This window comes from Sporosarcina sp. 6E9, from assembly GCF_017921835.1.
GTDB lineage: Bacteria > Bacillota > Bacilli > Bacillales_A > Planococcaceae > Sporosarcina.
Window position 1 is genome coordinate 510,691 of record NZ_JAGEMN010000001.1, and the last position, 24,098, is coordinate 534,788.

The 24,098-nt window shown below is 38.3% G+C and carries 26 protein-coding genes and 1 riboswitch; of the genes, 15 read left to right on the plus strand and 11 right to left on the minus strand.

Going from position 1 to position 24,098, the window contains the following annotated elements:
- Nucleotides 1-362 precede the first annotated feature (362 nt).
- From J4G36_RS02750 to J4G36_RS02760, 3 genes are all read left to right on the plus strand, one after another.
- Nucleotides 363-1,208, plus strand: coding sequence for a TetR/AcrR family transcriptional regulator (locus J4G36_RS02750; protein ID WP_210468469.1), 846 nt, complete (start codon nt 363-365; stop codon nt 1,206-1,208).
- 76 nt (nt 1,209-1,284) lie between these two features.
- Complete coding sequence (locus J4G36_RS02755; RefSeq protein WP_210468470.1) at nt 1,285-1,659, plus strand: nucleotide excision repair endonuclease; 375 nt, start codon at nt 1,285-1,287, stop codon at nt 1,657-1,659.
- A 63-nt stretch (nt 1,660-1,722) separates the two neighbouring features.
- The gene (locus J4G36_RS02760) at nt 1,723-2,985 is read left to right on the plus strand and encodes a hypothetical protein (protein ID WP_210468471.1); all 1,263 of its coding nucleotides are present in this window, start codon (nt 1,723-1,725) and stop codon (nt 2,983-2,985) included.
- Between the two features lie 115 nt (nt 2,986-3,100).
- Here the strand turns inward: J4G36_RS02760 and J4G36_RS02765 are convergent, their stop codons facing one another.
- Genes J4G36_RS02765 through tenA form a run of 4 tightly spaced genes read right to left on the minus strand, consistent with a single transcriptional unit; the run spans nt 3,101 to nt 6,249 of the window.
- A complete protein-coding gene (locus tag J4G36_RS02765) occupies nt 3,101-4,078 on the minus strand; it encodes an ABC transporter substrate-binding protein (protein ID WP_246880379.1) in 978 nt (325 codons plus the stop codon).
- Nucleotides 4,075-4,815, minus strand: a complete 741-nt coding sequence (locus tag J4G36_RS02770) for an ABC transporter permease (RefSeq protein WP_210468473.1) — start codon at nt 4,813-4,815, stop codon at nt 4,075-4,077. Before J4G36_RS02770 ends, J4G36_RS02765 begins: the two co-directional genes overlap by 4 nt.
- On the minus strand, nt 4,812-5,561 hold the full coding sequence (locus J4G36_RS02775; RefSeq protein WP_210470392.1) for an ABC transporter ATP-binding protein: 750 nt from the start codon (nt 5,559-5,561) through the stop codon (nt 4,812-4,814). The genes J4G36_RS02770 and J4G36_RS02775 overlap by 4 nt, the downstream gene beginning before the upstream one ends.
- Nucleotides 5,548-6,249, minus strand: coding sequence for a thiaminase II (tenA, locus tag J4G36_RS02780; RefSeq protein ID WP_210468475.1), 702 nt, complete (start codon nt 6,247-6,249; stop codon nt 5,548-5,550). The genes J4G36_RS02775 and tenA overlap by 14 nt, the downstream gene beginning before the upstream one ends.
- A 107-nt stretch (nt 6,250-6,356) precedes the next feature.
- Nucleotides 6,357-6,460, minus strand: a riboswitch (TPP riboswitch).
- A gap of 141 nt (nt 6,461-6,601) precedes the next feature.
- On the opposite strand from tenA, the gene J4G36_RS02785 reads away from it, so the two are divergent.
- The 8 genes from J4G36_RS02785 to J4G36_RS02820 all read left to right on the plus strand — a co-directional run bounded on the left by J4G36_RS02785 (nt 6,602) and on the right by J4G36_RS02820 (nt 14,401).
- On the plus strand, nt 6,602-7,753 hold the full coding sequence (locus J4G36_RS02785; protein WP_210468477.1) for an exonuclease SbcCD subunit D: 1,152 nt from the start codon (nt 6,602-6,604) through the stop codon (nt 7,751-7,753).
- Nucleotide 7,754: 1 nt separating this feature from the next.
- Entirely contained in the window at nt 7,755-10,844 is a 3,090-nt protein-coding gene (locus tag J4G36_RS02790; RefSeq protein ID WP_210468478.1) for an AAA family ATPase, read from the plus strand.
- A gap of 195 nt (nt 10,845-11,039) precedes the next feature.
- Nucleotides 11,040-12,398, plus strand: coding sequence for a branched-chain amino acid transport system II carrier protein (brnQ, locus tag J4G36_RS02795; RefSeq protein WP_210468480.1), 1,359 nt, complete (start codon nt 11,040-11,042; stop codon nt 12,396-12,398).
- A 217-nt stretch (nt 12,399-12,615) separates the two neighbouring features.
- Nucleotides 12,616-13,080: a hypothetical protein gene (locus J4G36_RS02800; protein WP_210468482.1), complete on the plus strand. Its 465-nt coding sequence runs from the start codon at nt 12,616-12,618 to the stop codon at nt 13,078-13,080.
- A 129-nt stretch (nt 13,081-13,209) separates the two neighbouring features.
- Nucleotides 13,210-13,527, plus strand: coding sequence for a hypothetical protein (locus tag J4G36_RS02805; RefSeq protein WP_210468485.1), 318 nt, complete (start codon nt 13,210-13,212; stop codon nt 13,525-13,527).
- Between the two features lie 96 nt (nt 13,528-13,623).
- Nucleotides 13,624-13,815: a DUF6366 family protein gene (locus tag J4G36_RS02810; RefSeq protein ID WP_210468487.1), complete on the plus strand. Its 192-nt coding sequence runs from the start codon at nt 13,624-13,626 to the stop codon at nt 13,813-13,815.
- A gap of 83 nt (nt 13,816-13,898) precedes the next feature.
- Nucleotides 13,899-14,069 carry a Fe3+ hydroxamate ABC transporter substrate-binding protein gene (locus J4G36_RS02815; RefSeq protein WP_210468489.1) on the plus strand — a complete coding sequence of 57 codons (171 nt, stop codon included), beginning with the start codon at nt 13,899-13,901 and terminating at the stop codon, nt 14,067-14,069.
- 104 nt (nt 14,070-14,173) lie between these two features.
- Nucleotides 14,174-14,401 carry a hypothetical protein gene (locus tag J4G36_RS02820; RefSeq protein WP_210468492.1) on the plus strand — a complete coding sequence of 76 codons (228 nt, stop codon included), beginning with the start codon at nt 14,174-14,176 and terminating at the stop codon, nt 14,399-14,401.
- Nucleotides 14,402-14,717: 316 nt separating this feature from the next.
- Here the strand turns inward: J4G36_RS02820 and J4G36_RS02825 are convergent, their stop codons facing one another.
- Genes J4G36_RS02825 through J4G36_RS02845 form a run of 5 tightly spaced genes read right to left on the minus strand, consistent with a single transcriptional unit; the run spans nt 14,718 to nt 18,336 of the window.
- On the minus strand, nt 14,718-15,380 hold the full coding sequence (locus J4G36_RS02825; protein WP_210468493.1) for a GntR family transcriptional regulator: 663 nt from the start codon (nt 15,378-15,380) through the stop codon (nt 14,718-14,720).
- A 60-nt stretch (nt 15,381-15,440) separates the two neighbouring features.
- Nucleotides 15,441-16,052: a glyoxalase gene (locus J4G36_RS02830; RefSeq protein WP_210468494.1), complete on the minus strand. Its 612-nt coding sequence runs from the start codon at nt 16,050-16,052 to the stop codon at nt 15,441-15,443.
- Nucleotides 16,053-16,099: 47 nt separating this feature from the next.
- Nucleotides 16,100-16,672, minus strand: a complete 573-nt coding sequence (locus tag J4G36_RS02835; protein ID WP_210468496.1) for a VanZ family protein — start codon at nt 16,670-16,672, stop codon at nt 16,100-16,102.
- A 30-nt stretch (nt 16,673-16,702) separates the two neighbouring features.
- Nucleotides 16,703-17,803 carry an RtcB family protein gene (locus tag J4G36_RS02840; protein WP_210468498.1) on the minus strand — a complete coding sequence of 367 codons (1,101 nt, stop codon included), beginning with the start codon at nt 17,801-17,803 and terminating at the stop codon, nt 16,703-16,705.
- Nucleotides 17,804-17,820: 17 nt separating this feature from the next.
- Nucleotides 17,821-18,336, minus strand: a complete 516-nt coding sequence (locus J4G36_RS02845; RefSeq protein ID WP_210468500.1) for a GNAT family N-acetyltransferase — start codon at nt 18,334-18,336, stop codon at nt 17,821-17,823.
- Nucleotides 18,337-18,457: 121 nt separating this feature from the next.
- On the opposite strand from J4G36_RS02845, the gene J4G36_RS02850 reads away from it, so the two are divergent.
- The 3 genes from J4G36_RS02850 to J4G36_RS02860 all read left to right on the plus strand — a co-directional run bounded on the left by J4G36_RS02850 (nt 18,458) and on the right by J4G36_RS02860 (nt 20,792).
- Entirely contained in the window at nt 18,458-19,261 is an 804-nt protein-coding gene (locus J4G36_RS02850) for a 3D domain-containing protein (protein WP_210468502.1), read from the plus strand.
- Between the two features lie 259 nt (nt 19,262-19,520).
- Complete coding sequence (locus tag J4G36_RS02855; RefSeq protein WP_210468504.1) at nt 19,521-20,066, plus strand: DUF4825 domain-containing protein; 546 nt, start codon at nt 19,521-19,523, stop codon at nt 20,064-20,066.
- A 3-nt stretch (nt 20,067-20,069) separates the two neighbouring features.
- A complete protein-coding gene (locus J4G36_RS02860; RefSeq protein ID WP_210468506.1) occupies nt 20,070-20,792 on the plus strand; it encodes an SDR family NAD(P)-dependent oxidoreductase in 723 nt (240 codons plus the stop codon).
- Nucleotides 20,793-20,835: 43 nt separating this feature from the next.
- Here J4G36_RS02860 and mnmM read toward each other — a convergent pair whose 3' ends face one another.
- Nucleotides 20,836-21,408, minus strand: coding sequence for a tRNA 5-(aminomethyl)-2-thiouridylate-methyltransferase MnmM (mnmM, locus tag J4G36_RS02865; RefSeq protein ID WP_210468508.1), 573 nt, complete (start codon nt 21,406-21,408; stop codon nt 20,836-20,838).
- A complete protein-coding gene (mnmL, locus tag J4G36_RS02870; protein ID WP_210468510.1) occupies nt 21,405-22,364 on the minus strand; it encodes a tRNA modification radical SAM protein MnmL/YtqA in 960 nt (319 codons plus the stop codon). Before mnmL ends, mnmM begins: the two co-directional genes overlap by 4 nt.
- A 132-nt stretch (nt 22,365-22,496) precedes the next feature.
- On the opposite strand from mnmL, the gene J4G36_RS02875 reads away from it, so the two are divergent.
- Nucleotides 22,497-23,681 carry an MDR family MFS transporter gene (locus tag J4G36_RS02875; protein ID WP_210468512.1) on the plus strand — a complete coding sequence of 395 codons (1,185 nt, stop codon included), beginning with the start codon at nt 22,497-22,499 and terminating at the stop codon, nt 23,679-23,681.
- Nucleotides 23,682-24,098: the final 417 nt, after the last annotated feature.

Consider the following 24,098-nt stretch of genomic DNA (forward strand, 5'->3'; position numbering starts at 1 on the left):
TTTTTTGACTATTTCGTTCTATTACGATATCATAATAACTAACCAGTCAGTCATTCGACGCGCGTATAAAGCAAATATGTCTACTATTAACAATCTAGAAAACTATTATATTTTCCACATATATAAATGATGAAATGCAGTGTTAGATAATTCGATACCTCCAAACTAACTTTTATATTCTTCTAATGATGTACTCACTCATATTAAATGACCAGTCAGTCAATTGTCAATGATTAAACTTCTTTAAAGACTAATTTTTTCACCGGCAATCAAACATACTTTATTACGGTAACTGACCAGTCAGTCAGGAGGGCTAGCATAACGATATTTTAGATCATCAATAGGCTTAGGGGCTGTTTAACTTGACGAAAAGAAAAGTATTAATAATAGAAAAGGCATCTGAACTATTTGCGGAGAACGGTTTTGATGCGACTTCAGTACAAGATATTACAGATGCCTGTGGAATTTCGAAAGGTGCTTTTTATCTCTCATTTAAATCGAAGGAAAATCTGTTGTTTTCAATCTTCGAATACTTTAGTGATAAACTAATTGCCAGAATGGGCGGTTTATTGGACTTGGAAATCGGTACTAGGGAAAGATTCGAATTATTCTTCAGTGTCCAATTTGAAGAGATTGCACGTTACTCGGACTTTATTATGATGCAAATGCGAGAACAGACAAGCCCCGGAAACGCCGAAATGTTAGCGTTAATCAATGAATTGCGCCAAAGAACATATAAGGTGCAGGAAAGATTACTGCTTGAAGTCTATGGGGATGGTATTCGTAAACATATGCCTGATCTCCTCGTTTTATTAAGTGGGCTTATTAAAGGGTATATTGAAATTATCATATTTAATAAAGATGAATTGAACTATGTCGAACTAGGGGCTTATATTGTGGAACGAACGGATTCAATTGTGGCAGGTTTATCCGAACCATTCTTGAAGTCTGACCAGCTAATAGGTTATCGTGTTAACGGTAGTAACACGATGATAACTGCCGATGAGTTATTGAAAGACATCGAGTTATTCAAACATGTAGTGAAAGATGAGGATTTGTTAATTAGTTTAGATGTAATTAAAGAGGAACTTTCGGAAAAAAATCATCGGAAACCGGTCATACAAGGGATGATGTCGAATTTGAAAAACCATGCAGGAACTGAAGCGCTTTTAGGTAAATTAAACCTTTTTATAAAAAGCATGTGTTAATGATTGCTGTCCTTCGCTTTTTCCAGTATTTTGTGGTAATATTTAGCTCTAGAATAGAAGAGGACGTGAAAGTGAATTGATTACAATCAAAGTACCAAATCCTGATATTACAATCGTTCAACGAAAACAAGATGAGAATACCGATGCACCGAAGATAAAGCCTGTTTATGGTTTTATCGATCTTCATGAAATTCCACGCGATAAAGGCGGTCTCATTTTATTTTATAATCATAAAGATGAATTACTTTTCGTGGGCAAAGCGCGCAAACTTCGTCAACGTGTGAGCAAGCATTTTAATGACAATGTCTCACCGCTTAAGAACCACCGCGATGAAGTAAATAAAATAGAGATTCTGTTAGTGGAAGAGCCTATGGAACGCGATATTTTAGAAACGTATATTATTAACACGCAATTTGCGAAATACAATGTAGATAAAGTATATTATAAATAAAGGAAAAAGCTGATTGCTCTATGCACTCAGCTTTTTTCAACTATATATGGAAAAGGTGACGATATGGACCAGCGTATACAGGAGATTGCTGATGATATTAAAGTGAAATATGGACTCGATGATTACAAACTGGAAACCTATTCAATACATAAAGAACGTAATAGTTTAGGGGAAGCATATTATAAATTTAATATCGAATTTTTTCCGAATGAGTTTTCAGGCGAGCTTGTGGAAGATTTAAATCCTGAAGGAACAGCAATAGTTGATTATAATATCCAAAAAGAAATTGTGGAAAGTGTTATTTTTGTAGAAGATAAATCTTTCTCAACGATGACTCATTTTCCAGGGAAAACAGAAGAAGAGGTCGGGTATTGGATTGAGTCAGAAACAGGCTTAACATATGGTAAAGATTTTGTGATGACAGAAGTTCTAGAAAACGGTTTTCAATTTAGCCCAAACATCGAGGGAGTTGAAATAACACCCGTTGGAATGATAGAGGTAGAGTTTGATAACGACGGGAAACTGACGTCTTATAATTTATATGATCCAATTCCATCTAGCGGAGACCTTGAGTGGGCGGAGTTCACATTGACGCTCGAGGAAATCGAACCACTTGTAAGAAAACAACTGCAATTAGTCAACTTTCCTCTAGAAGCAGAAAAGAAATTCGTCCCTATTTATGCAATGGAAGAAGTTTATGTCACTTTGGACGGTTCTCGCGTTATACCATTCTTAGATCATGAGCGCGAAGAAGTGAAAGTGGATGAAGTAATCGAATGGACTCAGCCGTTCACTGGAGAATTGGTGCGCGAACAAATCGATTTAGTTTCTGAAGCCACTGTTGAAGATGCTTTTGAAGGGAAAGGCATTGAAGAAAAACTAGTGATGACATCAGATCAAATCGAAAAATCTAAAGATATTGTTCGTGATGTCTTTCAATCAGAGTTTCCAAAGGAATCAGGTATGTGGAAACTTGACACACTACAACGACTTGAACATTTTATCAAAGCGACTTGCAGCATGGATGAAATGGCCAGGTCTGTCTTTAATCGTAAACTCGTCGTGTTAATCAATCCAGAAACGATGACCTTACTAATTTACGTAGATAACGGGGAAGTGTTCGAGATCTTCGACACATTCGAACCCGCTGAAAATGCAGTTGTATCCCATGAAGAGGCGTTTGAAAAGTTAGTGTCGTATATTTCGCTCACCCCAACATACGTATACGATTCCGTTACGGAAAAATATACTTTATGCGGATTATTGGATGCCGCAGAAGGCGTTCATGCGGTAACTGGGGAAATTGTACCTTTAACTGATTTTTAATGACGAAACTGGCAACCACCGTGTAATAGTGGTTGCCAGTTTTTAAACTATCGAGCAACGTTTATAGCGAAGAATTATCGAAAATCGAACACGGAATTTGATGTAATTTATTGATTCAGTCTTCCAGATTAACAAAAATCCCGTCCAAGCTTGGCTCTTTTGTGAGTAAACCTGCTTTTGTCATCCAATCTGCAGTGACTTCCCATACTTCCGCATCCTGATAGCCAAATTTACCGCTAGATTTCATCTTTGGAAGCAGAATTGATAACGATTCTTTTTCGACTTCTTCAATAAGCGGGAAGTTCGCTTTATCCTGATGCTTTAACAAGGTCGCGAGTGCTTCATCTGGATCTTTTTCCATGTCGTCGAACGCTTTTCTAGCCGCGCGCCAAAATGCTTCGATATTCGCTTGCTTTTTATTCCAAGTGTCATCACTTGTTACGACTACGAGTTCATAAAAAGAGGGGACTCCGTAATCTGTTGGGTCAATATGTCCGGGATTATAGCCTTCGTATTCCAACATTGGAAATTCGTGATTGATAAACATTCCGACAGCTGCATCTGCATTTTCAGAAACAATTGATGAACTTAATTCGAATCCGACATCGACCATTGTAACCGAATTGAAATCTGCACCGTCCGTTTCCATCATCGTTTCGACCATTGCTTCATTAAGTGGGATTCCAGTGAACCCAATTGTTTTTCCTTCAAGGTCTTTAGGAGACTTAATGCCGGTCTCTTCTAAAAAACCTAAATGATTAAGCGGGGATCGAACAAGTACGCCGACCGATTTCACTGCAATATCTTGTTCCGTTTTCGCGATGATGACATCTGGCTGATAGGTAATACCCATCGTCACTTTCCCAGCCGCAGCTAAGTTAATCGGGTCTGTTGGATTAGCTGGGAATTGAATATCCAGTTCAATTCCTTCTTCTTCGAAATAGCCTTTTTCTTCAGCAACATAAAGAAAACTATGTACTGCGTTTGGATACCAATCGAGCATAATGCTTACTTTTTCTGTTTCCTCTTTATTACAGGCACTTAATGCAAATAAAAGCATGATACTTCCTAAAATTACTTTAATATTTCTCAACTTTTTGTCCTCCATTTTAACATGCGTTTTTCAATGAATGTCACACAAACAAATAATAGAATCCCAACAAAGGATAGAACGAAAATCGGTGCAAATACTGCCGCTCCGTCGAATTGCGTCATCATGCGACGGCTAAAATAACCGAGTCCAGCTTGTGCGCCTAGCCATTCACCAATTGTTGCACCGATTACGCTTAGCGTTACGGCTACTTTTAATCCTGAAAAGAAGTGGGGAAGTGCAATGGGTACGGAATATTTTAAGAATATATCTTTTTTCGTAGCACCCATTGTTAAAAATAACTCCTTAGTATCCTTCTTTCCGGAAGACAATCCATCAAAGGCGTTCACTGTAATTGGGAAAAACGTGATCAAAACGGCTACAGCGACTTTGCTCCAAATTGTGTAGCCGAACCATAAAACGAAAATGGGTGCTAGCGCAATCACCGGGACCATTTGTGATGCAATTAAAATCGGATAGATTGCTCTTTGAACACTAGTATTTAGAGACATCCAAACTGCAATTGTTGTTCCTAAAATGATTGAAAGCGTTAGCCCAATGATGATTGACAATAAAGTCACCGGCAAGTGGATTAAAAATAGCACGTCCTTTAATTCCCAGAGGCGAACTAAAATTTGAGATGGAGAAGGAAGTATGAATGCTTTATCAATTAACCTTGCGCTAAATTCCCATAGGACTAAGAACATTATCACAATCAATGAAGATGCCGTATTCCTCATAATGTAACCTCATTCCGCAGCGTACTAAGCAAACGCTCTTTCAAATCCAATATATCAGGGCGGTGCAAATCTTTGCGCGTTCGCTCTCGTCCTAGTGGAATTGTGATTACCTCAATAGCGGTAACAGGTTTATTTTTCAATAAGAAAATACGGTCTGAAAGAAATAGCGCTTCATCTACATCATGCGTGATGAATAGAATCGTAGACTGTCTTTTCTCCCATTGCTCAAGCAGCCATTCCTGCATCGATAATTTAGTAATTGCATCGAGTGCAGAAAAGGGTTCATCGAGTAAGAGAAGCGGATTTCCGGAAAGAACAGCGCGCAAAAATGCAACGCGCTGTTTCATGCCACCTGATAGTTCGGAAGGGTATTTATCATTTGTTCCTGCTAACCCAAACTCTTTTAATAAAGGTCTTATTTGTTTGTAAGCAGTCTGTTTATCAACGCCAATGATTTCGAGTGGTAAATATGCGTTTTCCAAAATCGTTCGCCAAGGTAGTAGCAAATCTTGTTGAGGCATATAGCCCACTTTGCCAAGCCGGTGTCCATTTACCTCGTCTTCCAGTGTGATGTCACCAGTCGATGGGTTATCTAGACCGGTGACAAGGCGGAAAATCGTGCTTTTACCGGACCCGCTAACTCCTAAGATGGAAATGAATTCACCTGGACGAACTGAGAATGAAAGTTCGTCTAGTATCATATTATTTTCTTCATAGCCAAACGAAACATTATTAAACTTCAACATTAGCAGTTTCAACGCCTACAACGCCTGGCCACATTTGCTGGTTATTTGCCATATCCCAGAACATGTATTCAAAACGTGTTGTATTTAAAAAGATTTCCTCAAGTTTTTGTAGCTCGTGTTCAGGTTTTCCATCAGCAACTTCATTCATCAAATCGATGCACCATCCTGCTAACTCACCGAATGCGTCGGATGAATACATGCGAATCCAGTCGCCGTAGAGTGGATGATCTGCAGCCCCGGGGATGGCGTTTAATTCTTTCCCGATTTCCCAATAACTCCAAGCACATGGCAGTACAGCTGCGACAACTTCCGCGAGCGTTCCTTTTTGACTTACATGCAACATGTAATGCGTATAGGCAAGGACAATAGGGGAGGGCTTCGCGTTTTCAAGCTCTTCTTGGGAAATGCCGAATCTTGCAGCATATTTGCGGTGAAGTTCCATTTCCGTATTCAAAGTTCCTTCAAGCAGTCCCGCAAATTTCCCCATCGTCTCGACATCGTCGGCTTTCACAGCACCGATTGCGAATACTTTTGAGTAATCAATCAAATATAAGTAATCCTGCACCATGTAAAATCGGAAGTTTTCTTGATCAACAGTTCCATCGCCAATTCCTTTTACAAATGGATGATTATGATTCTGTCTCCAAATTGGTAATGTCTTCCCATGCAAGCGGTCAGTGAATTTCATGTAGAACACTCTCCCTAAGAAATTTTCCAAATAAAAAACCCACTCCTTGAAGAAGAAGTGGGTTGAAGACAGTCGAATATAATCGCCGAAAATAGACGGGTAGAATTTATTCGTCAGCACCTCTTCCTTACGCCAGCATTATCTGGTTCAAGTTGAAAGGGTTTAGGCATATGCCAGTCTCAGCTCTTCTCGAGCACCCCTAGTGGTGGATCATATTAAATTGGATTCACTTAAGTATAAGCATATAGAATTTAGAAGGTCAAATGATTCACCAGAAATAGGAAGAAAGGTAGAAGGAATATCAAATTTGCTGTAAAGTAGTAAGAAAGAGTACCAAAGGGGGATGTAAGCTATGAAGTTTTTCCATACGGCAGATTGGCATTTAGGGAAACTCGTTCAAGGTGTTTATATGACTGACGAACAACGTTATATATTAAATCAATTCATCGAAGCGATAGAATTAGAAAAGCCAGATGTGATTGTCATTGCTGGTGATTTGTATGATAGAGCAGTTCCGCCAACAGAAGCGGTGGCACTACTTGATGAAGTTCTTGAGAAAATTGTGATGGATATGAAAATTCCTGTCATTGCAATTGGTGGAAACCATGATAGCCCGGGGCGTCTCCATTTCGGAAGTACGCTTATGCAGAAGAACGGATATTACATTGCTGGACAAGTTTCGAGAGAAATTGATCCTGTCGTTTTACAGGACGAGTTCGGCGAGGTCCATTTTCATCTGGTGCCGTTTGCGGATCCATCTGTGATTAGGCATCTTCACGAAGATAAAACAATCTCAAATCACCAGGATGCCATGAAGAAAATTACCGAGGGTATTTTCGAAAAGATGGATGACAAAGCACGTCATATCTTTGTTGGACACGCTTTTGTTACAAAGCGCGGAGAAAGTGAAGAGAATACGAGTGATTCAGAACGACCAATCGCGATTGGAGGAGCGGAATACGTCTCCGCACATTTATTTGAGCCATTCCATTACACGGCGCTCGGCCATTTACACCAAGCCCATTACGTACTGAATGAAACCATTCGTTACGCAGGATCGCCACTTAAATATTCAATTTCAGAAGAACATCATAATAAAGGATTTTTCATCGTTGAATTAGACGGTGGAGGCAATGCCACAGTTGAAAAACGTGAATTGATTCCAAATCGGGATATGCGAACAGTCGAAGGAACCATCGAAGAAATTCAGAAACATCCAATTAGCGAGGATTACGTTTTTGTAAAACTTCTTGACGAGACGCCGGTTTTATTTCCAATGGAAAAGATTCGATCGGTCTATCCGAATGCGATGCATGTAGAACGGAAGATGTTAGTGCCGAAGTCGACCATTGAAACAGGGACGAAAACAGAGCAAGGCAAGAAGGACGATATCCAACTCTTTACTGGATTTTATAAAGAAATGATGGGCGAAACGGTTGATGAAGAAACGAAAAGCTTATTTGAAGAAGTACTATACGAAGTCATGAATAGGGAGGAGGGGTGACATGAAACCAATTAAATTGACCATGACCGCGTTTGGACCGTATAAAGAAACGGAAATTGTCGATTTCAGAGAGCTTGAGGATAATCGCTTATTCGTTATTTCCGGTGCGACAGGTTCCGGGAAAACAACCATCTTTGACGGTATTTGTTTTGCGTTATACGGACAAGCAAGCGGGGAAGACCGCACGGACATCCGTGCAATGAGAAGTGACTTTGCCGATAATGATACACAAACTACAGTCGAGTTAATATTTGAAATTCATAGCCGGACTTATCGGATTATGCGGCAAATTCCTTATACAAAGGAAGGAAACAAAACCGAAACGATAGCCAATTGCGAGTTTTATGAACAGACCGCGAACGGGGAAATCCCAATTGTTGATCGGCAAATCGTTTCGGAAATTAATAAGAAAGCGGAAGAATTGATTGGATTTACGCAGGCGCAGTTTAGTCAAATTGTCATGTTGCCCCAAGGAGAATTCAGGAAGTTCCTTACTTCTGATACAGAAAATAAAGAAACGATTATGCGGAAAATATTCAGGACGGAACCTTATCGAGAGATTGTTGTGCGCCTAAAAGGTAAACAAGATGAAGCGAAGACGATGTTACAAACTGAAGAACAAAAAAGAGCAAGTTTCATAGAACAAATTCCTTCATTATTACCAGAACGGGAATCAACTATTTTTGGGGTGTTAAAAACAGCGCACCATAATGCAAATCAAATTATAGGCGGATTAGAAGAAGAGTTAAAATATTACAATGAAAAAACGGTTCATGATCAAAACTTATACGTAACAGCCAATAAAAAACATGCAAAAATGCTAGAGCAATTCCATAAAGCGAAAAGTATTAATGATCAATTTGTTGAATTGGAAAAAAGAAAGCAACGTTACGCGGAACTCACACAACAAATTCCGGTTTTAGAAAAGAAGTCGAAACAGCTTGGCGATGCAGAGCGTGCATCTTCTATTGAACCAATCGAAGTGCAGTATGCGGAACTGAAAAAAGAAGTCGCGGACAAGACCAAGCATCTTGAAAAAGCATCTATGTTCGTTAAAAACCTTTCAGAAAAACTTGTAGAAATTGAAAGTCAATATCATGCCGAAGAAGCTAAGAAGCCTGAACGAGAAAAAATAACCGAAAACCTTATACGGCTAAATGATACACTTCCAAAGGTGACGGAATTAGCGACTAAAGAAAAAGCGCTTTCGGATAGTAAGAAGGAACATAACGTACTACAACTTAAATTAAATGAAACCGTTGATCAATCAACAGGCGAAATTGAAAAAGTAACTTTATATAAAAATAATGTTGCAGAATTAGAAAAACAACTAATACCATATGATGAAAAAGTGGATTTGCTAACGAGTACAACAGAAAAATGCCGCGTCGTTGATGAATTCATTGCAATGAATGAGCAGGCTTCTACGCTGGAAAAAGAGAAAATCCAACATGAACTTGCTTATGTATCATCCCGGGAAAAATACGATGAAATGGCAAAAGATTGGTTGAATAATGAAGCTGTCACACTGGCAGAAATGCTTCACGACGGCGAAAATTGTCCTGTATGCGGAAGCAATGAACATCCTAAAAAAGCACATCGTGGAGAAAATGCTGTAACAAAAGAAGCGCTTGATGCGGCAAATAAACAATTGGCGAAAATTGAAAGTAACTTCCGAACTTCAGATGCAAACTACCAAAGCATGCTGAACCAGTTAACGAGAAAGAATGAAGAGCTTGTTCGCCTTGAACTAGACGCTGAAACGATTAATGAATCTAGTGTTCAACTGCATACGTTGAAAAACAATTTGAATGATGAAGTAAAAGAACTTCGCGAAGCTCGAAATCAGCTATCCACACTCAAGGAGAAACTAGCCGTTCAAACCAATGCAACAGAAGAATTATTATTAGCTAAACATGAATTAGAACGGGCATTTCTTGAAAGTAGTGCATCGCTCGAAACAAAACAAGCGATCTTCAATCATGAACTAAATACAATTCCTGAAGAGGTTCGAGAGTTGAATGTATTGGAACAAAGAATCCACGCGCTTAATACGAAGAAAAGTGAAATGGATCTTGCATGGGAAGCCATTCAAAAACTACGTGAAGAAGGACGCGAGCAACTCTCTTCTAGTAAATCTGCTGAAATACATGCGAAAACATCGCTTTCTGAAGCTGAGGAAAAGAAAGTCAACGCAGAGAAAAGATTTGTTGAAGCATTGGACAAGTCTGAATTTCCAACTGAAGAAGCTTATCAAGCATCGAAACTGGATGAGCCATCACGGACAAGATTGAAAAATGAAATTGATAATTTCAAACAACAATATTATGCTGTTCGGGAGTCAATGAAAGAATCATCACAGCAGCTTGAGGGACAAGAAAAGACAGATTTAAGTGCGCTAGACAAAACCTTAGCTGAATTAAAAGAAGCCTATGAAACTGCTTATAAAGAATATAATCGTTCATTGGATTTTGAAAAAACGATTACAAGATTGAAAGATAATATTGATGAATCAACAAAAAAAATAGCTAAACTTGATCAAACATATGGTGAAGTTTCAAATCTTTACGACGTTGTTCGGGGTCATAACAATTTGCGATTATCATTCGAACGCTATATTCAAATCGAATATTTGGAGCAAATCATTCAATCGGCGAATGAAAGACTTAGAGAGATGTCAAATGGTCAATTCCAGTTAATTCGCAGTGATCGCCAAGAAGTTCGGGGTAGGCAAAGTGGATTAGGTCTTGATGTATATGATGCTTATACGGGCCAAACGCGCGATGTCAAAACACTCTCTGGTGGAGAGAAGTTTAACGCTTCCTTATGTTTAGCACTTGGTATGGCGGACGTAATTCAAAGTTTCCAAGGTGCGGTTTCCATCGATACGATGTTTATCGATGAAGGTTTTGGTTCTCTAGATGAAGAGTCATTGAATAAAGCAATTGATACATTGATTGATTTGCAAAAGTCGGGTCGTGTTATCGGCGTTATTTCACATGTTGAAGAATTAAAAGCGGCATTCCCAGCGATTCTCGAAGTTCGAAAATCAAGAGAGGGCCATAGTAATACAAAGTTTCTATTAAAATAATTAAATAGCGAAAAAGCCCATTTACAGTTCAAAACGGCTGTAAATGGGCTTTTTTGGTTAATTATTAATTGAGAGGAGAAAATTGGTATAGATTAATTATCACTAACATATTGAATTTTTTCACAAAGGAGAGTAGTATTGGTTTCAGCGATATATTGCATACAACTAGATTAAAACATAGGGGGAACTACTATTATGCAAACGAAACTGAAATTTTCATCATATCTTCTCATTGGGGTCATGTTGTTCGCGTTATTCTTTGGCGCAGGGAATCTAATATTTCCAGCCGAACTTGGTCAAAATGCTGGAAAAAATCTTTGGCCTGCGATAATTGGCTTTTTAATCACTGGCGTGGGGCTGCCTTTTCTAGGTATTCTAGCGATGGGATTCTCGGGAAGTCGCAATTTACAAGACCTTGCGAGTAGAGTTCATCCGCTTTATGCAGTTATATTCACATCACTTTTATATTTAACAATCGGACCTTTCTTTGCAGCTCCGCGTACAGGCGCTGTTGCGTTTGATATCGGGATTGCACCATTTATTGGTGAAGGAAATATGAAGATTGCTTTAATGATCTTCACATTAATATTTTTTGGCGTTACCTTATGGCTATCATTGAATCCCGCTAAAATTGTTGACCGAATAGGGAAATACCTGTCTCCGGGCATCATTATTTTACTTCTTGTCATGCTTGTCATGGTTATCGTGAATCCGATGGGCGCTATCGGATCACCGCAGGATACTTATATTAGCGGACCGTTTATGAAAGGTTTTACGGAAGGGTATAATACGATGGATGCGCTTGCGTCTCTTGTATTCGGAATCATTGTCATTAACGCGATCCGTGCGATGGGTGTTACGAATAAACGAGAGATTCTTGTGGCTACGGCAAAATCCGGTGCAGTTGCGACAACTTTTCTAGCGATTCTCTATGTTGGAATTGCATACTTAGGCGCGACGAGTACTGGGGTTCTTGGGTTGATGGAAAACGGGGGACCGGTATTAAGCGGTGCATCAACGCATTATATGGGGACTTTCGGATCAATCATTCTTGGCGTTATAATTATACTGGCATGTCTGACGACGAGTATTGGGCTAATGACGGCTTGCGGTGAATACTTCCATACTTTATTCCCGAAAGTCAGTTATAAAATGTTTGTTACGTTTTTCACGACATTTTGTTTGGTAGTTGCGAACTTTGGCTTGTCGAATATTATTACATATTCGATTCCAGTATTAATGTTCCTATATCCACTTGCAGTAGTTTTAATGCTACTGACATTTACATCGTCGTTGTTTAATCATTCACGTATTGTTTATGTTGCGGCGACTGTTGTTGCATTCATGATTAGTGTCATTGATGGATTAAAAACGCTTTGTACATTATTGGAAATAGAAAACTTCGGTTGGATGAATCCAATTATTAAATTCTATAAGCAAGTATTGCCACTCTATGATGAAGGTCTAGGCTGGTTACTACCTGTATTGGCAATCATGTTTGTGACTGGCGTACTTGTCCGTTTGCTTAAGCCTTCACCGGTGCATGCTCAATAAATTCAAAATAAAAGTCTGAGAGGGATGCTTATTTTCCTCTCAGACTTTTTATTTATGGCTCTGTTAAATAGCTCTGTTGATATTAGATTTATGGGAACTTTCCTAACAATTCTGCTATACTTTTGGTAAAGTAAGTTGAGATTCATAGTTCAACAAACAGCCAGATTGTGAAACTTTAGTAGTGGCAAAACCGTAATTGTATGAGAGGTGGGATAAAATGAAAATAGAGAATGTTTTTCAAAAGAGTGGTGTATTTCGTTTTATTATTTTATTAATGTTAATTTCTAATATGGTTTATGTGTCAATTGAAATTTATAAATCTCAATTTAGTAATTCATTAGTTAAAAATACCGAGATAACAGAGTTGACCTTCACCAAACTTGCAACACTATCTAGCTATGCCTTAATTTTTGAAATGGTATTTTTAGTATTATCACTTGTGGGCATCGCAATGATCTTCATAAAAATATATCGACCATTATTTTTAAGTTATGTCGTCATTCAGTTAGTGTTATTAACGTCAATGTTAGCGTTAAATAATGTTTTGGCTTGGGCATTTGATGCTCCTGCTGGTAATATGTCTCAACTTTTATTTGTTCCATTTGCACTTGTGTTTGCTGCACTTTTTTACTTTGTTGTTAAAAACACCTTTCTGAAAAAGAGTCGATTAACTATAAGATGAGCCAGTAGATCTTATACCGTCATCGGGTGCAGTTGTTGAATAAGAACTGTACCTCTAGCGGGCATTTAACGGAATAAACTATGTTGAAAATTAATCAACTTAAAAGCGAAAGAAAGGAGGGGTTATAGTATGGATTTATCTTTGGAAATTGCGCGTATTGTACTGCCACTTGTAACAGTGGGTGCGATTGGAGTGTTTGTAATTCTAAGAATGAAACATAAGTCTAAGAAAGGAACTCTAGGTAAGAAAAAAACAGTAAGTGCTCAAAATATATTAGATAGCTTAATACCATTCGGAATGATGATTGGTTTGGCTGTTGCTATAATACTTAGCATATTTAAACTCTTTTCCTTTCTATCTGCAATTACTTGGGGACCCGGAATAGGTATGTTATTTGGATACTTTGCTTATGAAATTTTTAGCAAGAAGGAAGATAGTTATTCATAATAACTGTCTTCCAGAAACGGGTGCGTTTGCGGGATAAGGACAGTGCCTCAATCCGGCCAGTTCGAAGCACACTAAAGAAATTTAAGGAGTGGTAAAATGGGTAGAGATAACGAAACTCCTGAAGAAAGAAGTGAAAGATTAAGGCAGAAGGAATTAAAGCATCCCGCAAGCAGTATTCACGGAAGCGTACTTTCTGATTTAGTAGGTGGCTTAGGTTGGAAAGGCACAGGACTGATGATTCTTTTATTGATATTTGGATTTATTATATACGCCACCTTCTTTCGTTAATCGGGTGCGATTAATGTATAAGGGTTACGCTATATTCGGGCCCAATTGCAAAGGAATTACTTGCAGGGTGAGGAGGTAGTCAATTGTTTAAACGTAAGTTGTATTGTTCTAATTGTAATCGTGAAGTTCAACCAGGAGAAGTAATATATGCAAAAATGAAAGTGCCACAATATGCAGGGATGGTAGAAATTAAAGCATATTTGAAAAACGAGAGCAAAATCTTTTGTATAGATTGTTCTAAACAAAAAGAGTGAACAAAGGCAAGCTGTCGGGTGCAATAATGGAACACAATCGTGCCAGAATTAAATAAAAGGATGTGGTTAAAATTCAATGGACAGAAATAAGTTCAATCTTAATTATGCTTCTACTTTTAGGTTGGACTTTTAGTTTGATGCGTGAAAATAGTCGTTTAAAAGAGGAAAATACGAGGCTTATGAAAAAGACTGGTGAATATAAAGATATGAAAGCTGACGCGAAGGAGATGTTGAAAATCACTCCAGAAATAAAGACTATTAAATCATTGAGAGAAAAGTATGGTTTATCAATAATAGATGCAAAAGAAATCGTTGATTCAGTAAAAGAATAATAGAATTCACCAATCGGGCGCGATTGTTTAACAATCCTCATCATTAAAAGAGGCCACTAGAAGAAGATTATCGTAAAAAAGGACCTGTTTTTGGGTCCTTTTTTCTTTATTAGTCTTATCAGCAATATTATTTAACAGGGCCTCATTTATTAATTGAAATTTTATTATCGCCTCTTTTTTATACAGGCAGAAGGTCCCGACTTGCAAGCAAAATCTTTTAAGTGCAAGCAAACTTAGAACAACCTATCAAGAATCATAAAAAGCCGCCTAATGCTAGGCGACTTAGAGTGAAGGTTCAATATCTCGTTTTCATAGATCATTCTGCATTTAACATACGAAACTTTTCAATCGCGCGTAACCAGTTTTTGCGCATTAGGGTTGAAACACTTTCTACGTCTTTATCTCGCATTAATTTAATAATATCATTATGTTCATCGATTGAACTTCTAGTTAAAACAATCGAATTATGGAAAAATAATCTTCGAACATGGGCTTGTAGGGAGTCGACTATTGAAAAAATATATGGATTGTCTGCTGCATCTACAATGATTTGATGGAACTCTTCATCGATTTTCAACGCTTTAAAGTAATCCTCGGAATCAATCACTTTTGCAAAACGACTATTTGTATCTTCAAGTAGAGTTAACTGTTCTTCGGTCAGATTAGGGATCGCAAGTTCCGCAGATAATGCTTGCAGTGCAGCAAGAGGGGGGAGAAGATCCGTAATCGATTCTTTCTCAACCGCCGTTACTTGCGTCGCTTTCCCTGGAAACATTTCTACAAATCCTTGCGTTTCTAAAATTTGCAGTGACTCACGGACAGGCGTCCTGCTGATACCTAACGCCTTCGCAAGTTCAGTATCATAAAGCTTTTCACCAGGATGTAATGTCCCGTCAATAATCCACTGTTGAATTTGGTTAAAAGCAGTTTCTTTCGCTGTCTTTCGTTTCGGTTTTGAGTAATCAGAAGGTATCGGCATTTTTTAGCACCATCCAGTTCATACATTTCTTATAGTATACATGTTAAATAGTCGAACTATCTACCTATTTGAGATGAATCCTTTTTCATCCATCAAAAGCGAACGTCCATTAACAAGCTCAATCTTTAGTGGATAGACTTCACTAAACTTATCGGAGAAGTACCATCTCCTCTTCGGTGGAACGAGAATGATTAAGGTATCATCTTCGCCTAGAAAGTTTAGTGAGTCCGGTTCAATCGGAACATTGTTGCGACTTGTCACGCCGGCTTCTTTTAGTTTCATCGCTACATCGGATACAAACGAAGTCGTTATGCTCATCTCGCTAATATTCATTAAGGAATTGGACGTAAAATGACCAACACCGACTTTCGATCTTCTACCTATAAATTCAACAACATTTCCAGCTGGATCGTCAAAGTACACTGCGTCAGCGTCGAATCTTTTATAATAGATTTCATCATTACCGTCCTCGTGGTTCAACTCTACCCGTGCTTGTAGCCATTTTTTGGCTTCAGCCATATGAGTGCCGGGAATATTGAAGGCAAAATGATAGGAGGCGGGAAGGTGGCTCGCCTTAAAAGTTAATGTAGAACTTCCAATCTGTAATGTAAAGCGCTCAATGCCGTCTTCAATTAAATGCATTTCTAAAATGTTTTGATAGAAACTTTTCAACTCGCTCAATCGATTCGTATACAAAGTCACGGCTTTAAAGATAGAAATCACCTCTTAAATTTTTGTGTTAGTTGTGGATATTTTTTATTCCAAAAATAATAAAACCCGTATCCTAACATGCCCCCCAAAGTATTCAACCATAAATCATCGATATCACTACTTCGGACTTGTGAAAGTTGAGTGACTTCGATAAACAGAGAGGTCGCCAGCCCAATTAAGGCCACTTTCCAAAAACGGTTGAACTTGCCCCATAATAATGGGACAAGAAATCCAATTGGCATGAAAATGCAGATGTTACCCAAAAAGTTAATGATAAACGGTTGCCAATAATTCAGTTCAGTAATGGCATAGTAGTTATCCCGAAAAACTCGAAAGGGGACAAGATTAATATTAGAAAATGAGCGAGTCACAACAGGTCCAGTGTAAAAACGCGTCATGATCGTTTGAGAAAACAAAGCAATCAGGAACAAACAGAAAATAACAACGCCCACTTCATGAAAGAAATTTGGCCTTTCAAACTTGCGGATTTTATGATAGATAAAGCGGAAAAAAATGATAATGGGCAATGCTACCATCATAAATGGTAGCATTGCCTGAATATATCCCAAAATTGCAGTCAAAAGGATCACCTAGTTCTAATTTAGTCATGGTTATCTGCTTGCTTTAAAATTATATAGCGGCTTAATCACCTCTAATACTTCAACTGTATCTCCAATATGCTTCAAGATATCATCCATCTTTTTGTAGGCGAAAGGGGACTCGTCGACAGTTGACTTGGTAACGGAGGTGCTCCAGACATCTTTCATCGTGTCTTCAAATTCTGCTAAGTTCACTTCGCGTCTAGCTTGAGAACGGCTCATAATTCTTCCAGCGCCGTGCGGACCTGAATAATTCCAATCAGGGTTTCCTTTCCCACGACAAATGAGCGACCCATCCCGCATGTTCATCGGGATAATGACAACTTCGCCATCCCCGGCTGAAATAGCACCTTTTCGTAGAATCATATTCTCAATGTCGACGTAGTTATGAATCGTATCGAATTCAGATATTGTATGCCAATCCATGCCTCTCATAATGACTTCCGCCATTGTTTTTCGGTTACAGGCTGCATATTTCTGAGCGATATTCACGTCATGTAAGTAATTTTGCATGTTTTGACCTTCGAGGTACGCCATATCTCTTGATACATTCGGATCCTGATTTGTTTCAATCGCTACTTGTTGATAGTAATCTGAAATTTGTTTCCCAGGATTACGGCTGCCAGAATGAATGACCAAGTATACGCTGTTGTCTTCACCCTCATTTATCTCGATAAAGTGATTTCCGCCACCAAGGGTTCCGATACTTCCTCGTGCTCTTCCTTCATTAATAGGCGCAATAATTTCATCATACGGAATATCTGAAGCATTGCGGTGTGCTTTTTTTCTGATGTTCATCCCACTCGGCACATTTCGCCGAATCACTTTATCGAGTTTATTGAAATCGATATCTTCCTTTTTAATATCCAATTCGATGCAAATCATTCCACAACCAAGGTCGACACCTACAAAGTTCGGGACGATTTTGTCTTTAATGGTCATTGTTGTTCCGATTGTGCAGCCTTTTCCGGCATGCAAGTCGGGCATCATTCGAATTTTTGCGTCCTGCAGAAATTCTTGATTACATAAATCATAAACTTGTTGCTTAGCACTTTCCTCAATTTCATCTGTAAAAACAATCGCTGTATTATGTCTTCCTTTAATTTCAATCATTGATAAACCCTCTTTCTTTAGATTTGTCTTTTGTATTTTAATGAAATATCTTGATCATCTACTGAAGTTCCGTATGCTAATTCCTCGTGTTGAAAAATAAATCCACGTGCTTCATAGAAGGGGATGCCGTAATCATTTCCTTTTGCGACAGCAACCCATTGTTCAGTGGCGCCATACGAATGTTTTTGTACTTTAGTAAAAAAGTTGAGTAATCGTGTCCCGACTCCTAACCCACGATAGTCCGGATCCATATAAAAAACATAAACTTCAGCCGCCGTACTGTTAATCATACCACCTCCTATGACACCAATAACGTTGCCATCCTTCTCAGCAAGGAAATATCCACTCCATTTATCGCTTATTAACATGATTTCACTCTTAATCCTTTGTTCATTGTAATATTGGTCAACTAAGTTTTGAATATAACTTTTTGAATAAAGTTGGTTGTACGTAAACCATTGACTCTTGACTAATACCGAAACTACAGCATTTGTATCATAGTGTGTTGCTTGTCTAATGACCAGATTATCCATGAATATTCACCGCCTCCACCCTGTAATACTTCACCAGATATTTGTAATTAGAAAAACGACGATCTGTAATATGCCTGTAATTTGGGCCTGTTAATATGAACATAGATTAAAAAACTAGGAGATGAAGTTTTTGAAAAAGATTTTTACAATGTTTGTTGTTTCTGCAGGCTTAGTGACATTTGGTGCGAGTAATAGCTCGGCATCATCCTCGACATATACGATTGAAAAAGGTGATACATTATCCGAAATTGCTGTTTCGCATAATGTGAGCGTAAGTGACTTAACGGAATGGAATGATTTAAAGTCAACAATCATCTATCCAAACCAGAAACTTACAATTTCGGAAGGATTGATAGTATCAAAAGCATCCAAAACGAAAGAATATACGGTTGAAAAAGGGGATACGTTGTATAGAATCGGCAACATGCATAACGTTTCTGTCGCTGATATAATGGCGAAAAATAACTTGAAATCAACCGTGATTTACCCGAAACAAAAGCTTCAAGTAGGTTCAATTGCAAACGTGTCTATAACATCTGCTGCGAAGGCTAAAACAACGGCACCTACTAAATCTACAAAAGCAAAAGCGAGCAAAAAAGTAGAAACGCCATCCCGTTCAACTTCACAAAAAGCGGTCAAAGAATTTACGGTAACAGCAACTGCCTATACAGCTTATTGTAACGGATGTTCAGGAATAACGAAAACGGGTATTAATTTGAAACAAAATCCAGGCTTAAAAGTAATCGCCGTCGATCCATCGGTTATCAAACTGGGATCTAAAGTTCATGTAGAAGGATATGGTTATGCGGTAGCCGGAGATATTGGCGGTGCTATTAAAGGAAACAAAATCGATGTGTTCATCCCGACGCAAAGCGAAGCGCTCAAATGGGGACGTAAACAAGTAAAAATAAAAGTGCTAGATTAATAAATAGTAAGAGCTTGTTAACCGATATGGTTAACAAGCTTTTTTTAGATTATAAGATAAAACCCAACAGTTTGCATCGGAACTTTATTTCAATTGCGAATATAATTAATTATATTTTCATAGAATAGTTGTTTTTATTATTGTAATATTGTTTTTATTATTGTAATAACATATCGTGTAAAAAGAGGTTTTGATTTTTGTAATGAAAATGATATGCTTGTAACAATTGAAACAAACTTGTTGGAAAAGTGGTGGGGAAATGGATAAACGTAGACTTATGTTAATCCTAGTAGTACTATTTGTGGTTCCGTTATTTATTTGGATTCAATTTTTTGAGGTGCCAAACAAGGTTAAAATTGGTGAAGAAAAAATACAGCAGGATCCATTAACACATGAATTTGAAAAAGTAACATCATATGCAGATCCATATATGGGGGATGCATCGAATATGGTCGGGCTATTTAGTGCCTTGCCGTTAAATAATTATAGAGGCCCATTGGAAATGAATCCGGAAAACTTTTCGCTTATCGTCGATTATAATTTGGATGCAGATGTGTCTACAGAAACAATGAAGCAGGCGGTAATATATAACACAACTGCTGCCTTTACGCTTATTGGAAACTTACAAGAGATTAAATTACTAATAGATGATGAATCATATACTGTGACACGTGAAAACGTTGAAAAGTGGTTTGGCACGACATTAGTAGATTTTAAAGACCCGAAGATATTTAAGGAAAAGATTCAACAAAAATTGACCGATGATATTGATAAATGGGTATCGGCTTATACGGAGGGGGAATAATTGGTGGAAGTCGTTATTGTAACAGGGGTATCGAAAGGTATTGGTCTGGAATTATCAAAGCAATTGCAAGCACTGGGTAAGAAAGTGATTGGGATTGCCAGAACTGGTAATCATGATGCGACGAATTTTGTAACAGCTGATTTGGCAAATACAAATCTTCTTGAAGACATCTTATCCTCAATTATTGATGAAAATAGTGAGGAAGCTACATCCTTTACACTCATTAATAATGCCGGTATTGTAGATCCAATCGGTTTGGTAGGTAATTTACATGTAGCCGAAGTTGAAAGGTCGATTGCAGTTAATTTAACCGCACCGATTGTTCTTTCAAATACGTTTATTGATAAATTACGTGATGTAAATAAGGTGAAACGAATCTTAAATATCTCATCAGGGGCCGGGCGTAATCCGTACGAAGGATGGGGTGCATACTGTACCACGAAAGCTGGACTCGATCATTTTTCACGTGTTGTGGCAATGGAGCAAGTGAAAGAAAAATATCCAGTCGAAATTGTTTCAATCGCTCCGGGAATTATTGACACGGGGATGCAGGAAACAATTCGTTCGAGTGATGAAGAATCTTTTCCACTCCTTGATCAATTTGTTACATACAAAGAACAAGGGATGCTGAGTAGCGCAAAAGAAACAGCCGAAAAGCTTATGGCGGTTTTGGAACGGGATGATTTTAAAACAATTGGTCCGATTGCAGATGTTCGTAATTTATAAAAAGTAGGTGTCCGACTGAGTCTTCAGTGGACGCCTACTTTTTTTATTGGGATAAACCCCTCATTTTTTCTATAACAATTAGAAACGGTGGATTATTTATTCGGTTGAGTTGCTGGTATTTAATGACTTGAAAATCTGCTTGATGAAGCGATTGAACAAAGTTTAGTAAAGTATCTCGTTCGTCAGCCCCGCCCTCATGACCATCATAAACAGCTATTGAAACAATGCCCCCAACTTTCAATAGGTTAAGCAATTTATGTAACGCATCAATTGTAGAATCAGGTTTTGTAACGATTGATAAATCTTCACCGTGTGGCAAATAACCTAAATTGAACATAGCCCCGCCAATTTCATTGTTTACGTATTGATCAACATTTTCATGACTATCTAAAATAAGAGATACGCGGCTATTTAATTCGCCTAAGCGCTTTGCTGTAGAATCTAAAGCGGCTTGTTGAATATCGAAAGCATAGACATGTCCGAGTTCACCGACAAGTCCTGCCAAAAATTGCGTATCGTTACCATTTCCCGCTGTGGCATCGACGACAATTTCCCCCGAATTTACGGACTCCGTTAGCAATTGCTTTGCCATCGGAAGTACGCGAAGAAGTTTCATAGTAAATTGAGTGCTCCTTTATAATGTTTTCCTTGCCAGCTATTTCGTCTTTCTAATTCCTTATCAATACCGTTTAATACTTCCCATTTTGTAACACTCCACATCGGTCCAATCATTAGTTCAATCGGGCCGTCTCCTGTGATTCGATGAACAATCATTTCAGGTGGAAGTATTTCAAGTTGATCTGCGACAAGATTAATGTATTCGTCTTTTTCAAGGAATTCCAGTACGCCTTTTTCATATTGTTTTACCATTGGTGTTCCTTTTAATAGATGTAGCAAATGGATTTTAATACCTTGGACATCGAGTTTTGCAACTTCGCGTGCGGTTTCCATCATCATGTCATAGTCTTCCATAGGAAGTCCGTTAATAATATGTGTACAAACGCGGATCCCGTGCTTACGAAGCTTTTCGACCCCCTCTACATATGTAGCGTAATCATGTGCTCTGTTCACAAGGTTAGCAGTTTTTTCATGAACGGTTTGTAAACCAAGTTCAACCCATAAATAAGTGCGTTCGTTTAATTCCGCTAAATATTCAACAACATCATCGGGAAGGCAGTCTGGACGGGTCGCGATAGATAAACCGATCACACCTTCTTGTGCTAATGCAGCTTCGAATTTTTCTTTTAGTTTCGGAAGCGGCGCATGGGTATTCGTGTAAGCCTGAAAATACGCCATTGGTTTGCCGTCTTTCCACTTTTTGTGCATGCGTGCTTTGATTTCAGCAAACTGAACATCGATTGGATCCACTCGGTCCCCCGCAAAGTCTCCCGATCCTGCAACACTGCAAAATGTACAGCCCCCAAAAGCAACAGTGCCGTCCCGGTTTGGACAATCAAATCCTGCGTCTAACGCAACTTTAAATACTTTAAAACCAAATTCATCTTTTAAATGCCTGGACCATGTATAATACCTTTTCCCTTCTGTAGGGAACGGAAGCGCTGAAGAATTCATATTTGTTCACTCCTTATATTAAAAATTATACCATGTTTAGAATAACGTATTCCTCAAATATTAAATAGTATTGTTCATTCACTGCATAAAGAATATAATTAGGGGAATTGGGTTTTGAGAGGGGGCACACATATGCCAAAAGCAGTTTGGTTATTGATCATCGGGATGCTCGTCAATGTGACAGGGAACTCTTTTTTATGGCCGCTGAATACAATATACATACACGACTATTTAGGTAAATCGTTGACGGTTGCTGGAATTGTTTTAATGTTGAACGCAGGGGCTGGTGTCTTTGGAAATCTGTTGGGTGGCTTTTTATTTGACCGGATTGGCGGGTTTAAATCAATTATTGGCGGCATCGTCATTTCACTGATTGCTTTAGTGTGTCTAGTCTTCTGGCATGATTGGCCGCAATACGTTGTATTTCTGACGATACTTGGTTTTAGTGGCGGAATTGTTTTTCCGAGTATGTATGCGATGGTCGGCACCGTATGGCCTGATGGCGGAAGGAAAGCGTTCAATTCTATCTACCTTGCTCAAAACCTTGGTGTAGCGATTGGTCCGGCACTTGCTGGTTTAGTCGCTTCAGTTAATATCCACTATATTTTTTCTGCGAACTTATTTTTTTATGCCGTATTTTTCTTTATTGCTTATTTTGGTTATAAAAACATGATTATCGAACCTACACAGCACACAAATGTTATGATGCAAAGGAAAAAGATACAGCATAAAGCACCTTTTTATGCACTGATGATTATATGTGCTGGCTATTTACTAACATGGCTCATCTATTCTCAATGGTCAACGACAATTTCGACGCATGCGTTAGACTTGGGAATAACATTAAAGCAATATAGTTTCATTTGGACATTGAATGGGTTGCTCATTGTGCTAGGACAACCTTTGATCAAACCGATTATTAAAAGGCTTGAACATCAACTTAAAGCACAAATGTTAATCGGCATTGGGATATTCATTATTTCATTTATTGTTGTCGGTTATGCTGGTTCGTTTAAGATGTTCATCGTTTCTATGGCCATCTTAACTTTTGGTGAAATGTTTGTCTGGCCAGCAATTCCCACAATCGCTAACCAACTCGCGCCAAAAGGCCGTGAAGGTTTCTATCAGGGAATCGTTAATTCCGCGGCTACAATCGGTCGTATGATTGGCCCATTGGCTGGTGGTATACTTGTTGATTTATATGGAATGCAAATGATGTTAATTATATTAACAGCGCTCACGTGTTTATCGATTTTCACGACGTTATTTTATGATCGGCCGATTAAGAAGGTTGGTTATGAGGTGCGGGAATACTGAAAGATTGAATATAACTTTAGCGGGTACTAGGATGATCCATTCGAGTACTCGTATTATTCTGCGGTAAGTTGTTTTTCATTCCAGTTAGTTATTCGAATTTTTTCACGGTATTTCCTCAGCTTTTGTACAGGTGAAAAGTCCCGACTTGCAAGCAAAATCATTTTAGTGCAAGCAAACGGTATATAACTGCAAGCAAACCACTGCCAACTTCAAGGAAACAGCTTGTAGGTGCAAGCAAAAAAAAATAACTTCAGTGATTGAAAAAATCCTTCTAAACTTCCTTAAAGACCGCGAAAAATCAACCGTTTCAATAATTTTCTTATTAATGGAAACTAACTTTCATTGCAAGATTACGTAAACTTTGATTTAATTGGATAGATAGATTGAATATTAATCATAAAAGATTCAAAGGGGGAT

What these genes read in the sequence shown, in the direction of transcription:
- J4G36_RS02760 (WP_210468471.1), top strand. Translation starts at nt 1,723, where the DNA reads ATGGACCAGCGTATACAGGAGATTGCTGATGATATTAAAGTGAAATAT.
- J4G36_RS02770 (WP_210468473.1), bottom strand. Translation starts at nt 4,815, where the DNA reads ATGAGGAATACGGCATCTTCATTGATTGTGATAATGTTCTTAGTCCTA.
- J4G36_RS02775 (WP_210470392.1), bottom strand. Translation starts at nt 5,561, where the DNA reads ATGTTGAAGTTTAATAATGTTTCGTTTGGCTATGAAGAAAATAATATG.
- tenA (WP_210468475.1), bottom strand. Translation starts at nt 6,249, where the DNA reads ATGAAATTCACTGACCGCTTGCATGGGAAGACATTACCAATTTGGAGA.
- J4G36_RS02785 (WP_210468477.1), top strand. Translation starts at nt 6,602, where the DNA reads ATGAAGTTTTTCCATACGGCAGATTGGCATTTAGGGAAACTCGTTCAA.
- J4G36_RS02790 (WP_210468478.1), top strand. Translation starts at nt 7,755, where the DNA reads ATGAAACCAATTAAATTGACCATGACCGCGTTTGGACCGTATAAAGAA.
- brnQ (WP_210468480.1), top strand. Translation starts at nt 11,040, where the DNA reads ATGCAAACGAAACTGAAATTTTCATCATATCTTCTCATTGGGGTCATG.
- J4G36_RS02800 (WP_210468482.1), top strand. Translation starts at nt 12,616, where the DNA reads ATGAAAATAGAGAATGTTTTTCAAAAGAGTGGTGTATTTCGTTTTATT.
- J4G36_RS02805 (WP_210468485.1), top strand. Translation starts at nt 13,210, where the DNA reads ATGGATTTATCTTTGGAAATTGCGCGTATTGTACTGCCACTTGTAACA.
- J4G36_RS02810 (WP_210468487.1), top strand. Translation starts at nt 13,624, where the DNA reads ATGGGTAGAGATAACGAAACTCCTGAAGAAAGAAGTGAAAGATTAAGG.
- J4G36_RS02820 (WP_210468492.1), top strand. Translation starts at nt 14,174, where the DNA reads ATGCTTCTACTTTTAGGTTGGACTTTTAGTTTGATGCGTGAAAATAGT.
- J4G36_RS02825 (WP_210468493.1), bottom strand. Translation starts at nt 15,380, where the DNA reads ATGCCGATACCTTCTGATTACTCAAAACCGAAACGAAAGACAGCGAAA.
- J4G36_RS02840 (WP_210468498.1), bottom strand. Translation starts at nt 17,803, where the DNA reads ATGATTGAAATTAAAGGAAGACATAATACAGCGATTGTTTTTACAGAT.
- J4G36_RS02845 (WP_210468500.1), bottom strand. Translation starts at nt 18,336, where the DNA reads ATGGATAATCTGGTCATTAGACAAGCAACACACTATGATACAAATGCT.
- J4G36_RS02850 (WP_210468502.1), top strand. Translation starts at nt 18,458, where the DNA reads ATGAAGTTTTTGAAAAAGATTTTTACAATGTTTGTTGTTTCTGCAGGC.
- J4G36_RS02855 (WP_210468504.1), top strand. Translation starts at nt 19,521, where the DNA reads ATGGATAAACGTAGACTTATGTTAATCCTAGTAGTACTATTTGTGGTT.
- mnmM (WP_210468508.1), bottom strand. Translation starts at nt 21,408, where the DNA reads ATGAAACTTCTTCGCGTACTTCCGATGGCAAAGCAATTGCTAACGGAG.
- mnmL (WP_210468510.1), bottom strand. Translation starts at nt 22,364, where the DNA reads ATGAATTCTTCAGCGCTTCCGTTCCCTACAGAAGGGAAAAGGTATTAT.
- J4G36_RS02875 (WP_210468512.1), top strand. Translation starts at nt 22,497, where the DNA reads ATGCCAAAAGCAGTTTGGTTATTGATCATCGGGATGCTCGTCAATGTG.